The organism is Paenarthrobacter sp. CAP02 (assembly GCF_040137855.1).
Lineage (GTDB): Bacteria > Actinomycetota > Actinomycetes > Actinomycetales > Micrococcaceae > Arthrobacter.
The window spans coordinates 1-13,794 of record NZ_JBEEII010000018.1; the positions used below are offsets into that span (position 1 = coordinate 1).

13 protein-coding genes are annotated in these 13,794 nt (G+C 63.3%); 2 read left to right on the top strand and 11 right to left on the bottom strand.

The features are described 5' to 3' along the window. Positions 1 to 253: 253 nt before the first annotated feature. Together ABHM97_RS20780 and ABHM97_RS20785 are read right to left on the bottom strand one after the other, a co-directional pair. Positions 254 to 1,708, bottom strand: coding sequence for an amino acid permease (locus ABHM97_RS20780; protein ID WP_349472060.1), 1,455 nt, complete (start codon positions 1,706 to 1,708; stop codon positions 254 to 256). Positions 1,709 to 1,959: 251 nt separating this feature from the next. Continuing rightward, a complete protein-coding gene (locus ABHM97_RS20785; RefSeq protein ID WP_349472061.1) occupies positions 1,960 to 2,901 on the bottom strand; it encodes an aminodeoxychorismate lyase in 942 nt (313 codons plus the stop codon). Positions 2,902 to 2,930: 29 nt separating this feature from the next. Between ABHM97_RS20785 and cls the strand changes: the two genes are divergently transcribed. Beyond that, the gene (cls, locus tag ABHM97_RS20790; RefSeq protein ID WP_349472062.1) at positions 2,931 to 4,460 is read left to right on the top strand and encodes a cardiolipin synthase; all 1,530 of its coding nucleotides are present in this window, start codon (positions 2,931 to 2,933) and stop codon (positions 4,458 to 4,460) included. 4 nt (positions 4,461 to 4,464) lie between these two features. On the opposite strand, the gene pabB is transcribed toward cls, so the two are convergent. The 3 genes from pabB to ABHM97_RS20805 form a co-directional block, all read right to left on the bottom strand. After that, entirely contained in the window at positions 4,465 to 6,498 is a 2,034-nt protein-coding gene (pabB, locus tag ABHM97_RS20795) for an aminodeoxychorismate synthase component I (RefSeq protein ID WP_349472063.1), read from the bottom strand. Next, complete coding sequence (locus tag ABHM97_RS20800) at positions 6,495 to 7,055, bottom strand: low molecular weight protein-tyrosine-phosphatase (RefSeq protein WP_349472064.1); 561 nt, start codon at positions 7,053 to 7,055, stop codon at positions 6,495 to 6,497. The genes pabB and ABHM97_RS20800 overlap by 4 nt, the downstream gene beginning before the upstream one ends. Positions 7,056 to 7,149: 94 nt before the next feature. Next, entirely contained in the window at positions 7,150 to 7,776 is a 627-nt protein-coding gene (locus ABHM97_RS20805; RefSeq protein WP_235517830.1) for a TetR/AcrR family transcriptional regulator, read from the bottom strand. A 100-nt stretch (positions 7,777 to 7,876) separates the two neighbouring features. On the opposite strand from ABHM97_RS20805, the gene ABHM97_RS20810 reads away from it, so the two are divergent. After that, positions 7,877 to 8,197: a putative antibiotic biosynthesis monooxygenase gene (locus ABHM97_RS20810; RefSeq protein ID WP_235517829.1), complete on the top strand. Its 321-nt coding sequence runs from the start codon at positions 7,877 to 7,879 to the stop codon at positions 8,195 to 8,197. A 53-nt stretch (positions 8,198 to 8,250) separates the two neighbouring features. On the opposite strand, the gene ABHM97_RS20815 is transcribed toward ABHM97_RS20810, so the two are convergent. The 6 genes from ABHM97_RS20815 to uriH form a co-directional block, all read right to left on the bottom strand. After that, positions 8,251 to 8,574: a hypothetical protein gene (locus ABHM97_RS20815; RefSeq protein ID WP_349472065.1), complete on the bottom strand. Its 324-nt coding sequence runs from the start codon at positions 8,572 to 8,574 to the stop codon at positions 8,251 to 8,253. Positions 8,575 to 8,690: 116 nt separating this feature from the next. Beyond that, on the bottom strand, positions 8,691 to 9,185 hold the full coding sequence (locus tag ABHM97_RS20820) for a GNAT family N-acetyltransferase (RefSeq protein ID WP_349472066.1): 495 nt from the start codon (positions 9,183 to 9,185) through the stop codon (positions 8,691 to 8,693). Positions 9,186 to 9,215: 30 nt separating this feature from the next. After that, complete coding sequence (locus tag ABHM97_RS20825) at positions 9,216 to 10,082, bottom strand: AraC family transcriptional regulator (RefSeq protein WP_349472067.1); 867 nt, start codon at positions 10,080 to 10,082, stop codon at positions 9,216 to 9,218. A 124-nt stretch (positions 10,083 to 10,206) separates the two neighbouring features. Then, positions 10,207 to 11,181 carry a ribokinase gene (locus tag ABHM97_RS20830; protein ID WP_349472068.1) on the bottom strand — a complete coding sequence of 325 codons (975 nt, stop codon included), beginning with the start codon at positions 11,179 to 11,181 and terminating at the stop codon, positions 10,207 to 10,209. Beyond that, complete coding sequence (gene uriT, locus ABHM97_RS20835) at positions 11,178 to 12,620, bottom strand: uridine transporter UriT (RefSeq protein WP_349472069.1); 1,443 nt, start codon at positions 12,618 to 12,620, stop codon at positions 11,178 to 11,180. The genes ABHM97_RS20830 and uriT overlap by 4 nt, the downstream gene beginning before the upstream one ends. Continuing rightward, entirely contained in the window at positions 12,620 to 13,645 is a 1,026-nt protein-coding gene (gene uriH / locus ABHM97_RS20840) for a uridine-preferring nucleoside hydrolase UriH (RefSeq protein ID WP_349472070.1), read from the bottom strand. The genes uriT and uriH overlap by 1 nt, the downstream gene beginning before the upstream one ends. Positions 13,646 to 13,794: the final 149 nt, after the last annotated feature.

Genomic DNA, 13,794 nt, shown 5'->3' on the forward strand with positions numbered 1-13,794 from the left:
GTGAGTGAGCGTTCGGGTGAAGGCGGTGGGATGTGAGTGAGCGTTCGGGTGAAGGCGGTGGGTTGTGAGTGAGGGTTGGGTTGATGGGGGTGGGTTGTGAGTGAGGGTTGGGTTGATGGGGGTGGGGTGTGAGTGAGGGTTGGGTTGATGGGGGTGGGGTGTGAGTGAGCGTCAGACGGGACCAGCCCCTGGGAAACCGTTCAGGTTGTCCAGGGGCTGGTCCTTCGTCACGCGGGGTCGGGAGGCTCAGGGCCTAAGCGCCGGCAACCTTCTTGAGCGACCGCCGTCGTCCGTACTTGAAGTAGAAAAACGCGTAGCAGGCTCCAACAAACGGAACACCGAACGACAGCGCGGCGACCTGGTTGGGATCAAAGGCAATACCGATCAGCGACACCAGGCATAAGGCGAAGGCCAGGATCGGGACCAAGGGGAAGAGCGGGGCCTTGTAGGGGAGCGTTGAGAGGTCCCCTCCGTTCTTCACGAAGGTCCGGCGGTAGATGAAGTGTGAAGCGACGATCGACATCCAGACACCCACCGTCGCGAAGCCGGCCACGGACACCAGCACGAGGTAGACAGTGGAAGGCGCCACAACGCTGCTGATCAGCGAAGCCAGGCCGCCAAGCATGCTGACACACAGGGCGATCATGGGGATGCCGCGTTTGGTCAGCTTCTTGAAGGCTTTGGGTGCGTGGCCTTCGTCTGCCAGCGAGAACAGCATGCGGGCACAAGAGAAGAGCCCGCAGTTGCCGGCCGAGAGCAGCGCCGTGATGATCACGAAGTTCATGATGTCCGCGGCGAAGGGGATCCCGAGCATGGAGAAGACGGTGACGAACGGGCTCTCATCCACGCTGACCTGCTCGTACGGGATGGTGGCCGCGATGACCACGATTGCGCCGACGAAGAAGATCATGAGCCGGATGACCGTGGTACGCATGGCCTTGGGGATGGTGGCACCGGGGTTGGCCGTTTCCCCTGCTGCGACGCCGATCAGTTCGGAGCCGGAGAAGGCGTAGAACACGGCCAAGCAGGTGACGAAGACTCCTGTGAAGCCGTTGGGGAAAAGACCATCCGGAGTGGTGAAGTTCGAGCCAAATGAGGGGTAGTCGCCGGTGGCGAGCGGGTGGAAGCCAGCCAGCGCGGCACCGCCCAGGATGATGAGGCCGACGACGGCGGCGACCTTGATCAGCGCGAACCAAAACTCAGATTCGCCGAAGACCCGCGATGAGATGGCATTCAGTGTGAAAAGGACTGTTGCGAAGACAAAGCACCAGATCCATACGTCGACACCGGGGAACCAACGTTGCATGAGGAGGCCGGCCGCCGTGAATTCAGAGCCCAGGGCCACGGCCCAGCAAAGCCAGTAAAGCCAGGCGGTGGCGAAGCCCGTTGCAGGGCCGATGGTCCGGGCCGCGTAGATGTGGAAAGCGCCGGAAACGGGGAACGCTACGGCGAGTTCCCCGAGGCAGGCCATCACCAGATAAACGACGACAGCGCCGATAAGGAACGCCAGGACCGCGCCGAGTGGGCCCGCGGTGGCGATCGTGTAACCGGAACTGACGAACAGGCCAGAGCCGATGACGCCGCCCATGGCGATCATCACCAGGTGCCGGGCCTCCATGGACCGGCGAAGACCTGTTGACGGGGCGTCAGTCTGGGGCTGCGCCTTGGTTGCCGATGCTTCGGCCTCTGTGGGGGAGCTGAGTCCCATATTCCCTCCGGGAAGTTAGCCAGCAAAGTTTCGGGTTGTGCCAGCCGGACGTGATCCAACTAACACGAGAACAAGATTCATCACATGACGGATGAGCATTTCAAGGAGGATAAGAATCGCGATTGGACCCGCAGGAACGTTGTGGCTGAGGCCAAGCATTTCTTATCTATAAGTCACGCGAGCGATTACTCTGCTTGTGACCTGCTAGGTTCCAAGCGGAGCCCCCTAGCCGTGGGCTCCGCGGGGCCGGCCTACTCGATTCCGGCGAACAGCTCGTTCAACTCGGCTGTGAGCTGCTTCCGTACAGCGGGCGTGCCGATTTCCTTGCCGTTGATGTGGTTCACGGGAGCGATCAAACGGATGCTCGAGATAAGCCAGACAGCGTCGGCGTCGAACAGGTCCTGTGGGACGAGCGGCCCGTAGCCAAGCTCCCAACCTGCTGCCTTCGCTGCAGCAAAGAGGGCGCCTTGGGAGGTTCCGGGCAGAATGCCGCTGTCGTGTTGGGGCGTGATGAGGCGGCGTACAGTCCTGACCGAACCCTCGCCGTCGTCAATTTCCTCAAGGTGAGCCAGCAGCACGGTGGACGTCGGGCCTTCCAGGACGCGGCCGTCTGTGGAGGTGAAGATGGCGTCGTCAACGCCCTGCTTGTGCGCGTAGCGAAGGGCCGCCATGTTGACCGCATAGGAGAGCGTCTTGGCGCCCAGCAGCAGCCAGGGTGCACGCTCTCCGGCTTCGGTGTCGAAGCCGCGGTCCAAAAGGACGACGTCGATGCCCGTCTCGCGCTGCCGGCGGCCGCCCGCGGGGGACGGCGAGGCCTGTACCCAGCAGGTGGGACTGGCCGCGCCTTCGACGCCGCGGGTCACGATCAGCTTGACGACTACCTCGTCCTCCTCCGGCGTCGGGGCCGGGTGGACGCGGCGGAACTCGGTTATGGCGGTATCTATGGCCCTGCGCCAGGCGTCCTGCTCCGGAAGTGTGAGATCGAGCGCATCCGCGGAACCGCCCAAACGGTTCAGGTGCGCCTGGACCTTGCGGGGGTGTCCCTGGACCGCCAGCAGCGATTCGAACACTCCATCGCCACGTGTGGCGCCCAGATCCGTTGCCATGAGCTGAGGTTGGCTGGAATCGGCAAGTCGGCCGTTTTCGAACGCGGGATCCAGGAAAACCAGGACCGTGGGGGCAGGTGAAGTCATGGTCCCAGCTTAGTGCCGGGCCATTGGATATGACTTTGCCGGATAGGCTGTGGTCACTGTTGTTCACGGAACGTGGGGGTTGGTCGGTGCTCTTTCCTTTTCCTTTGGGCCAGGAGTGGACCTGGTTACTGGGTGTTTGGGCCATTGTGGAAATCGCCATGCGCATCGTGCTGCTTGGCATCATTCCCGGCAACCGTCGTCCCACCACGGCCATGGCATGGCTTCTGGCTGTGTTTCTCATCCCATCGGTCGGCTTCGTCCTGTTCCTGCTTTTCGGAAACTTCAAGCTGTCAAAGCGCAGGCGGGAGCAGCAGGAAGAAGTCAACCGCCGGGTCCGCGCCGTAACCTCCGATCTGTCCGATCCCGTGAGCGATTACTCGGGCCCCGAATGGGTGAAATCGGCAGGAGAACTCAACCATCGGCTGGGATCCTTGCCCATGGTTGACGGCAACAAAGTAGAGCTCATTCCTGGCTACGAAGAGTCCATCAAGGCCATGGCCGAGGCAGTCAGGGGTGCCACCAGGTACGTCAACGCAGAGTTCTACATCATGAGCAGCGACTCCGTCACGGACGAGCTGCTGACGGAGTTGGAAAAAGCGGCTGAACGTGGGGTTGAAGTCAGGCTGCTTTTCGACCACATCGGGACGCTCAGGGTGAAGGGCTACCGGCGGCTGATCCGCAGGCTCAAGGCTGGAAAGATCCAGTGGCGGCGGATGCTTCCTTTGCTTCCCATCCATGGCCAGTGGCGGCGCCCTGATCTCCGGAACCACCGCAAGATCATGGTGATTGACGGAACCGTTGCCTTCACAGGCTCGCAGAACCTGATTGAGCCTTCATACAACAACCCCAAGCACCGCAAGGTGGGCCGCAAGTGGGTTGAACTCATGTCCCGGCTTGAAGGCCCGATCGTGGCGACCCTCAACGTCGTGTTCGCGACGGACTGGCTCAGCGAGACGGACGAATCCCTGGAGGACCAGCTCCGGCTGCCTTCCCAGCCGTCTCCGGGCAACGTTACGGCTCAGGTGGTTCCGAGTGGTCCGGGTTTTGCGACCGAGAACAACCTCCGCCTGTTCAACACCCTGATCTACTCCGCGCAGCACAGAATCTCCATCTGCAGCCCGTATTTCGTTCCGGATGACTCGTTGCTCTACGCCATCACCACTGCGGCGCAGCGCGGCGTGGACGTGGAGCTGTTCGTCTCCGAGAAAGGCGACCAGTTCCTGGTCCACCACGCCCAACGCTCCTACTACGAGGCCCTCCTGGATGCCGGCGTGCGCATTTACCTGTACCGGGCACCGTACGTCCTCCACGCCAAGCACTTCACCATTGACGATGAGGTGGCAGTTCTTGGTTCCAGCAACATGGACATGCGCTCCTTCTCCCTGAACATGGAGGTTTCGGTGATGCTGTTGGGCACCGAAACCGTGAACCTTATGCGTGCCGTGGAGTCCACGTATCGCGAGGTGTCCCGTGAGCTTATGTTGGAAGACTGGGTTGATAGGCCCCCGCTGGCCAAGTATGTGGATAACGTGGCCAGATTGACGGCGACGCTCCAGTAGTTCCTCAGCCCGGGAAGCCTGCGCCAAGCGTGGACAGCACGCCGTACGCCTTGGTCCGGATTTCCTCGTACTCGTCATCGGTCACTGAATCCGCCGTGATGGCCCCGCCCACGCCCAGGCTCAGGGTCCGCCCGTTCGCTCCGGAAGGGTTTACCACCAGGGTTCGAATCACCACGGCGAGGTCCGTGGCAGCGTTGAGCGAGAAGTAGCCGATAGCTCCCGAGTAGATCCCCCGGGGCCCAGACTCAAGCTGGTCGAGGATGTCCATGGTGCTGATTTTGGGAGCGCCGGTCATTGAGCCCGCAGGAAATGCGGCGGCTACCGCTTCGGCCCGGGGAGCCCCCGGATTGAGGTGCGCATCCACTGTGCTCACCATTTGGTGGACCGTGGCGTAGCTTTCGATCGCGCACAGCCGGCTCACAGTGACCGAACCCGGGATGGCGAAGTGGCTGAGGTCGTTGCGCAGCAGGTCCACGATCATGATGTTCTCCGCGCGGTCCTTCAGCGAGGTCACCAGGTCGTGCCGCAAGGCTGCGTCCTCAGCCGGATCGGAACTGCGCCCACGCGTGCCCTTGATCGGCTCGGCGCGCATACCGCCGTCGGACAGGATCCGGAGGAACCGTTCGGGTGACGTACTCGCGACCACCAGTTCGCCGAACCGCAGGTAACTGGCAAACGGTGCCGGGTTACGGCGTCGAAGGTTGAGGTACGCAAACCAAGGATCCAGGCTGCCGGCGAGTGCTTCAAGGGTGGTCGTGAGGCAGACCTCGTACGAGTTGCCTTCAGAAATTTCGTGTTGGGAGGCCGCGATTTTCCGCTTGTAGTCTGTAGCGGAGTCGCGGCTGACGAATTCAGGGACCGTCCCCGAAGGAGCGTCGACGGCGGTGGCAGCCGGGACGGCGGCGGCCACGACGGCGGTGCGTGCCGTGCGGAACCAGGCGTCGGCGTCGGGCGCATCCAGGGCCAGCAGCCATGCGGTTTGTTCGCGGTGATCAAGGACGATGGCGCGGCCGGCGAAGAGCAGCGCTGCGTCGGGGGTTTCGGACTGGACGTCGCTCCCGCCGGTTTCGCGTTTGAGCTCATACCCAAGGTATCCGAGCCAGCCGAGCGTGAACTGGCCGTCGTAACCGTGGGGTGCCCGGACTGCCCGGCGGCCCCACACGGAGTCGAGCCACCGGAAAAACGTCCCCGGTGTGGCCACTGTGGCGCAGCCGGCAGTAACTTGCGTGACGCCGGATCGGTGCATCGCCAGCTGGCCGTAAGTGCCGCCGTCGTCAGCCAAAATGCTGAAGCGGCTGCGTGCCGCGGCCTGGGACGTCCCGGCAACGGCCGACGCGTTGGAGGAGTCCAGCCAGACAGCGTTGGCGGACTGGCCGTAGAGCGCCTCAAAAAGCCGGGCTGCGTCAGGCGTGGTGTCCACGCGCTCGGACCGGAGCTGAAGTCCCCTGCGGGCACTGAGCTCCGGGGCGAGGATTGCCGCCATGGACGGCAGGTACATGAGGGCCTGCAGGACGTCGTCGGGGGCGCTCCCATCGGCACGGTTGAGGACGCGGACGTCCGCGGCGCTGGCCACCGGGTCCGATTCCAGCCAGGCGTCTTCCTGCGCCGCCCAAGTGTCCCAGTACGGTTCGTAGGTACTTCCGTCACGCGTCAGGGCTCGACGGCGGCGGTCGTCCCCGGGGGACTCGACCCACACTACGGCGTCCAGCATCGGCCGGGCGGCTTCTGCAGCGGCGCCCACGCCTTCCACGATCACGATCTCGGCGGGCAGGGTAACTTTCAGGCCGCCGTCGTAATGGCGTTCCCAATCCCAACTTGTCCATTCGGCAGCGAGGCCGGCATTCAGGGGCGGGAGGACCGTGGCAACGTACCGTTCGATGCCGGGCATGAGGCCGTTCCAGCCCGGATAGATGTCTTCCAGGTGGAACAGTGAAACTTTGTGGTGCTGGCGCAACCGGGCCGCCAATTCGACGGCCAAAGTGGTCTTTCCTGCACCGGACCTGCCATCAACAGCAATGATCACGGGTGCAGGGGTCATGACATAGAGGTTACCTGCTGGTGATCGCCGGATTTGGCCTCGACCTGGGGGCCGACGGCTGTTTTGACGTGTTGGACGATCCCGGGAATGGCGTCCTTGATGAGGGTCCACGTGGTGTCGAAGTCCGTGTGGCCCCCATACCAGGGGTCTTCGATGCCCAGATCGAGGGAGCTGCGACCCGCCGTGGCGGGATCGAAACTGCGCAGCATCCGGACTCTTTCCAGTGCGCCGGCGTCCGGAGCGCCCTCCTGTAGCCACCCGAAGTGGTCAACATCCAAGGCGAGGATCAGGTCCCGCTCAGTGAACCATTCACTGCGCCACTGGCGGGCAACGTGGTTCTCCGAGGGTATGTGCTTGGCGGTCAGGACACGCGCGGCCCGGGGGTCTATGGGGTGTCCAACCTCGTACCCGGTGGTGCCGGCGGAGTCCACCACAACGACGTCGCTGAGCCCTTCCGCTGCGAAGGCTTCGGTGAGCATGAGGGCTGCCATGGGTGAGCGGCAGATGTTCCCTGTGCAGACCGTAATGATGCGGTATGGGCTCGACGTTGAGTACATGAGGCAAGCATGATTGATGGCACCCCCTCTTGGCTAGGGGCTACTTCACAAGCGAGTCACTTTTCGTGTCAAACCTGTCACAAGGTCGCTGGAGTTAGGCTGTTGCCGCTTCGGTTGTTGCCGCTTCGGATGCCGCCGCTTCGGCGGCCAGCGCGGCGGCCATCAAGTGGACGGTACGTACGACGGCGGCGCGTCGCCTTTCGGTGCGGCCCGGGTTATCGCCGGCCATCAGCCCGTCGAGAGCCGGCAGCACGGGAGCGGAATCGCACAGGCTGACGATGGTGATGAGGAGATCACCCGCGTCCTCCCGCGAGATGCCGGGGAGCGCTGCAATGGTGCTGTTGACCTTGGATGCGCAGTTGGCCATCCGTTTGGGTAGGCCCACAACGTCGGTTCCGCGTTCCAATCCCTCCCAGAACAGCAGTCGCGGGGCAGTGGCATCCACCTGGTGGTGATCGAAAAGCCTCCCGGCGTAATCAGCCATGGCTTCAGGGCCGGAGCCCTCGATGGGGACTTCGTCCATGAGGTTGGTCAGGGCGGTGACAATCACGGCGTCGAACAATGCGTTCTTGTTGCCGAAATACTGGTAAATCCGTTCCTTGTTGACGCCGGCTTCGGCAGCGATCCGGTCGATGCGGGCGCCAGCCAGTCCGCGCGTGCAAAATTCTGTGGTTGCTGCACTGAGCAGCAGCCCCTTGGTTCGCTCCGTGTCCCAGGCCATGCAGTCATCTTAGCATTTTCCAACTAAGTGGTTGTAATTTCCTGATGGCCGGGGTTATGGTGATTCCAGTCAATTGCAACTATCTGGTTGGAGAAACCTCATGACCATCGAAGCCACTACAGAACAGGCCACGCCTACCCGCGTCGAGCCAGCAACGCCAGTGCCCCCGAAAGCCCCCTCGGTCCACATGCGGGCCCTGATCACCTGGTTGGCAATTTTCCCGCTGGTTTCCATCGGCATGCTGCTGCTGGGCCCCATCATGGAACCCTTGCACCCCGTGCTTCGCGCCTTGATGCTGACGGCTCTGGTGGTTCCCGCTGCGGTATACGTTGTGGTTCCCCGGCTCATGGCCGGTCACGGCGCACTCAGCCGCAAGGCAGCGGAACGCTCAAGCCAACGCGCTGCCCGCCGGTCCGCCTAAGCGGCGTAGCCGGAGGTTGAGCTGGTGCCCGGCGGAGCGCGGCGCCGTCGGTCCTACTTGGAAGACGGACTGTAGTCGGGGTAGTACCGCTGGATCTCTTCGACTTTCAAACCGAACTCAACCATGCGTTCAAGGGACATGAGCGAACGGACTTCCTCGTCTGAGGACCTGGTGCTGTTCCAAGGACCTATTGTCTGGTAGCAGAAGTCATTTGGATCGTTGAGCTTGGTGGCGTTGTAGCACTCCGGGTGACTTTTTTCGCCTGCCCCTGCGGTCACAGCCCGCGAGGGTGAGGAAGCGACAGCCCACGCAAATCCGAGTCCAATTATTGGCGCAATAGCCAAGGCCGCGATGGCAGATTTAGATCGTTTATTCATGGTTCCCCCAAGTTTCCGATGACTTGGAGAGCCTATAGCAAAGGGACGTGAAACGAGAGTCGGGAAGCGGGCCAGCGGTTGAATCCGACGCAGCTTTGGCCGGAAGCCGTAGGCCGCTAAAGGACGGCCTCCATGCACAGAAGGCGTGGCCGGTCTTCCCAAGATGGAACGGGAGCGAAACCACGTTTCGCGTACATGCGTATTGCATCGTCCCGCCAGTCCCAGACCGTCAGGCGGATAGGAAGGTCCCTCTGTTTCATGGCGGCATCCATCAAGGCAGAGCCCACCCGGTGTCCCCGCGCGCTGGGTTCAACCCAAAACCGCTTGACCTCGCGCGCCTCTGCACTCTGCTGCACCACCACGATTCCGACCGGCAGATCGTCGAGTTCAGCGAGGTAAACAGCCCCATTCCGGTAGGCCAGCTCTGGGGCGTCGATTTCCTCGCGGTAGCGTCCAGGGAGCGCCGCGTCGACGAAGATGCCGCCCAAGTGGTCGGCCTTCTCGCGCTCAGTCTGCATGAGATAGGCCTCGACCAGCCGACTCACCGCCCCGGCATCGGCTCCGCTGAGATCGGCTGGTCGGACGGTGTTCACTCCTGATCCGCTTGCCATGGTCTTATTCTGCCAAAGGCCCGGTGTGCACTAGGAACGTTCGATCGGAAGCCAAAGTTCGCAGGTGGCTTCGCTGAAGTCGGCGGTGCGATCCAGTATTGCCACCATCGAGGGCCCGGGGCGCAGCCGCCAGGGATTGGATGGGAACCAATCGGTGGCCGTGGCGGCCCAGGTGGATTGCAGGACCTCCGGATAAGCCCCTTCAGCGTGGAACACTGCCCAAGTCCCTGCAGGTACCTTGATCACGTCAAGTTCTTCGGGCACCGTTGCGGTTTCGGTGACGGCGACGCCGTGAAGGTAGGTCAAGTCGCTGCCCTCTTTGTAGTCGGGGTCGACGTCGGCGCTCACCTGGAGCAGGCCCTTAGGGTCAGTGCCGCTCAAGTCCTTAAGCCGGGCGTGTTCTTCCACTGGCAGTGAGGCGATGTGCGCCTGAATGTGGGGGTTGGGGCCGTGGTGGATAAGCGGCACACGAACAGAATGGCCTGCCAGCCGGAATGCCGGCCGGTCCACGATGCGGGTTTTCATGGTGGTGTTCCCTTCAACGGTCAGGTGGAACCTGAGCTGCGGTTGCGTATGAAGGGGACCGCCGTTCCGGCGTATATGGCCGGGGCCCACGCCGTGTACTGATCGGAAGGCCCGGTTAAAGGCTTCGGTCGAGCCGTAACCGTAGCGCACCGAGATCGCCAGCAGACCGTCTTCTCCCAGAACATCCGTTGCAGCCACGGTCATGCGGCGTCGTCGGACGTACTCGGAGAGCGGCAGACCGGCCAATGCCGAGAACATCCGCCGGAGATGGTACTCCGTCATGCCCAGGCTGACCGCCACAACATCAATGTCGATCTCCTCGGAGAGGTGGCCCTCGATGTAATCGACCAGTTGGTTCAGTGCTTGAATCACGGTCCCCCCTTCGGTTTCAAGTCTGCACGGCCGGCGTACCCCGCACCCTACTATTGCGGTCCGAAATCGTCACCAGCGGGCCACGGCCATCGGCCGCCGGTCGGCGGCCCGCTGGTCAGGTCACTCAGCCCAGGCCTCCCTGCCGCCGCAGTTCCTCAACCTCAGCGGCACTCGGGTACGCGGCCTGCGTTCCCTTCTTGGTGGCAGCCAGAGCGGCGGCCACGGAAGCGAAGGCTGCGGCATCGGCCAAGGAATCGCCTGCGGCCAACCGTGCGGCGACTCCGCCGGTGAACGCGTCTCCGGCACCGGTGGTGTCCACGGCCGTGACGCGGGTGGGCTCAACCCGGGTGATCCGATCCTCGCCGCGAGCAAACGAGTCCAGCACCACAGACCCTTGGGCGCCGAGCGTCACCAGAACGCGCTGCATCCCGCGGTCCGCAAACCGGGTCCGGACGGGTTCCCAGGCGCCCGCGTCCGCGTTGGCGGAAGGGATGCCTGCCTCGTTGCCCAAGAACAGCGCGGCCTCGTGGGCGTTCACCAGCAGGACGTCGCTCAACCGCACCAATTCCTCCGGCACCTCAGCGTAAGGCGAGAGGTTCAGAAGAACCGTTGCGCCGGCGTCGTGCCCTGCTTGGGCCGCCGCGACAACGGTGTCCGTGCCGACCTCCAGGCAGAGGCAGACGACGGCGGCGTTGCTGAAAGCAGCGGGTTCGACGTCGGCAGGGGCCAGGGTGCCGTTGGCGCCAGCCGAGATGATGATGCTGTTTTCGCCGCTGCTGTCCACCGAAATCACGGCCACGCCGGTGGCTGTCCCGGACCGACGGACGCGGGACACGTCCACCCCGGCGCTGGCCGTTGAATCCAGGAGCATGGTGCCGTTGGAGTCCTCACCTACCGCGCCGATCAGGCTGACGTCGCCGCCGAGCTTGCTCGCAGCCACCGCTTGGTTGGCGCTTTTGCCGCCGGGATTGACTGCGAATCCGTTACCGTGAACGGTCTCGCCGGGATTGGGGAGCCGGTCCGTGTAGATGGTCAGGTCCGCATTGAGGGAGCCGACGACGACGATTCCCGCCTTGGGCGCCTTGGCTGCGGTGCTCATGCGGTGACTTCTTCCTCCGAGGAAACCTCGGCTTCAACGGGCTTGGGGATCAGCAGGGACGCTGCGAAGGCCGCAAGGGTAATGGCGAGTCCCACCACAATGACAGTCAGGTAGGACGCCTTCGCGTCGCCCAATGAGGCCGTAGCCACCAAGACGGCGGGGAGTACAAGGAAGCTCAACCCGGCGCCGAGGTTGAAGGCGCCCGCGTTCATGCCGGGAAGGAATCCGGGGTTTCCCTTGGGAGAGAGCACAACGCCAAGGCCATTGAGCATGATGTTGACCGTACCGGCGTACATGATGCCCAGCAAGGCGGTTCCGACGATCATCAGGGGAAGGCTGCTGAGGCCAAAGAACGCGATGATGGCCAGGGCTACGATGCTGCCGATCATGCCGATGCGCAGGACCTTGGTGTATCCCAACACGGGAGCCAGGCGGCCGCTGATAGGACCGAAGACCCACCCCAGGAGGGCGTAGGGCGTGAGGATGATCAGGGACATCTCGGTGGGGCCAACGCCGAAACCGGGCTCTGCTGCCTGAACGTAGGCGGGCACGATGCCGTTGATGACCGCGAAGATACCGGTCATGGTCAGCGTGGTGGTCAGCAGCGGAGCCCAGGTGGAACGCTGGCGCAGGTGCACGGTTTCCACCATGGGCTGTTTGGCGCGCTTCTCAACGGTCCAGAACGCGTAGAACGCGACGGCGGCAATCACCGTGAGGACGATCGCGAGGGTGAGGGTGCCGGAGTCGAAAGCGCTGGCCAGCTTGGAGCCCTCGTTCAGGGCCGTCAGCAGCGCGCCCACGGCGATCACGATGAAGAAGACGCCCAGCCAGTCCATGGTGGTGCCCGCGGCAGGCTTGCTTTCACCGGCCAGGACTGCGACCAGGGCGGTCGCTACGACGGCCAGCGCCACCATGAGCCAGAAGATGCTCCGGAAGCCGAAGTTCTCAGCGAAGTAGCCACCAACAAAGGAATCAACACCGGCCACGCCGCCGTTGACCGCCGTGATGAGGCCCATGAGGGTGCCGTATTTGCGCGGGTTGCTGACCGCAGAGCGGAGCATGATCAGGCACAACGGAACCGTGGGACCGCTGACACCCTGGATGATGCGGCCCACGAACAGCCACGTGACATCGGGAGCCAGGGCGGCGATGACGGAGCCCACAGCCATGAGGAGCATCATGCCCACCAGGATCTTCTTGCGTCCCACGATGTCGCTGAGGCGGGGGAGGAAGAGGGAGAACAGTGCTGCGGCAGTAAAGAACCAGGTCTGGGAAAGCCCAATGGTGGCTTGGTCGGTCTGGAGCTCGTTGCCCATGGTGACCAGCGCGGGGCTGAGCATGGAGGCGTTGAGTTGGAAGGCAACGCAGGCGGCCAGCAGGGCCACCATGAGCGCGGTGACGTTGCCGCGGGTGGACTTGGTCTCGGCGAGGATGGACATTACTTTGCCTCCCCTGCCAGAACGGCCTGGGCCGTAGCGTCAACAGCGGTGGCGTCAGCGCCGCCGTCGAGCGTTGGCTCGCCAATCCTGACGATCGCGTCGGTGACAAGATCCCAGAACTTCTTGTGGTCCAGGTCCACGGCCACCGAGGTGTGGCAGTCTTCCGGCGCAGGGGAGCGGAAATCGGCAACAGTCATGCCGAGCGTGAGCTTGCCTTGGAGTTCTATGTCCACGGGGACCTTGCGGGTGGTCATGACGGAGGGATCGATCACGTAGGCCACGGCGCAGGGGTCGTGGACGGGCGGGAAGTCGAAGCCCTGGGCATCCTTGTAGGTCTTCTGGAAGAAGTCCATCAGCTCCATGACGAACTTGGCGGGCTTGGTGCCGATCTTTGCGATGCGCTCCACCACCTCGTCCGTGGCCAGAGCCTGGTGCGTGAGGTCCAGGCCCACCATCACTACGGGCCACTTCTCGTTGAACACGATGTGTGCGGCTTCGGGGTCGATGATGATGTTGAACTCCGCCACGGCGCTCCAGTTGCCCACGTGGTAGCCGCCGCCCATGAGGACGACTTCCTTGACGCGTTCAACAATGCGCGGTTCCTTGCGGGCTGCCATGGCGATGTTGGTCAGGCCCGCCGTGGGAACCAGGGTGACCGTGCCCGGCTCATGCGCCATGACGGTGTCAATGATGAGGTCGACGGCGTGGCGCGGGTCCAGCTCAATGGCGGACTGGGGCTGCTCGGGGCCATCCATGCCGGAATCGCCGTGGATGGCGGGTGCGGTTTCAATGGTGCGGACCAAGGGACGGTCGCAGCCGGCAGCGAAGGGAACGCCCGTGATGCCCGCGATGGTGGCCACTGAAAGGGCGTTGCGGGTGACCTTCTCGAGGGTCTGGTTGCCCACCACCGTTGTTACTGCGAGCAGTTCGATGTCCGGGTTGCCATGAGCCAGCAGCATTGCCACAGCGTCGTCATGGCCAGGGTCGCAGTCAAGAATGATCTTCTTGCGGGTGTTGGGATCCACGTTTCTCTCCACGTCATTGGGGCCTGCCAGGTACTTGCCCGGGGCAGGGCGGTAAGCATTCAGGGGTGATTCTGGCACCGCAACGGGTGTCGCGTCAAACGCTTAACGTACTTTCTGAGACCGCAGCGTTAAGCGCTTGATGCCTTCTC